The 539-nt window shown below is 38.8% G+C and carries 1 protein-coding gene; it reads left to right on the plus strand.

What is annotated here, in order from left to right; all coding sequences use genetic code 11:
* Positions 1-539, plus strand: a 539-nt coding sequence (locus Q0921_RS24955; protein WP_299261889.1) for a DUF11 domain-containing protein, incomplete at both ends; no start/stop codon positions are given.

The raw sequence follows: 539 nt of genomic DNA on the forward strand, positions 1-539 counted from the left end.
ACTTCAGATTTAAGTATCAATAAGGTAGTAAGTGATGCTACTCCAAATGTGGGAGATACTGTTACTTTTACAATTAGTTTAAGTAATTCAGGTTCAGATGCGGCTACTGGAGTATCTGTAGAAGATGTTGTACCAGTTGGCTATAGTAGTATCAGTAACATTGTACCAGTTATAGTTCCTGCGGGTAATATTCTTACCTGGACAGGATTAGCCGTGCCAGTGGGTACCGATACAGTTACATTAACCTTTGATGCTATTGTAGATGCACCAAGTGGAGCTGTTGATGAATATTTGAATCAAGCAGAGATTACAGCAAGTGATCAATTTGATCCAGATAGTGATCCTACCTCGGACAGTACAGTTGATGATAATGGCGATGGTATTGCTGATGATGATGAGGATACAGCTGTTGTTGTTATTCAGTCAGCGGATTTAAGTATTAATAAAAGCATTAGTGATGCTAGTCCAAATGTAGGAGATACAGTTACCTTTAGTTTGGTTGTTAGTAATGTTGGTCCAGATGCAGCTACAGGAGTTTC

Source organism: uncultured Aquimarina sp. (genome assembly GCF_947496855.1).
Classification (GTDB): domain Bacteria; phylum Bacteroidota; class Bacteroidia; order Flavobacteriales; family Flavobacteriaceae; genus Aquimarina.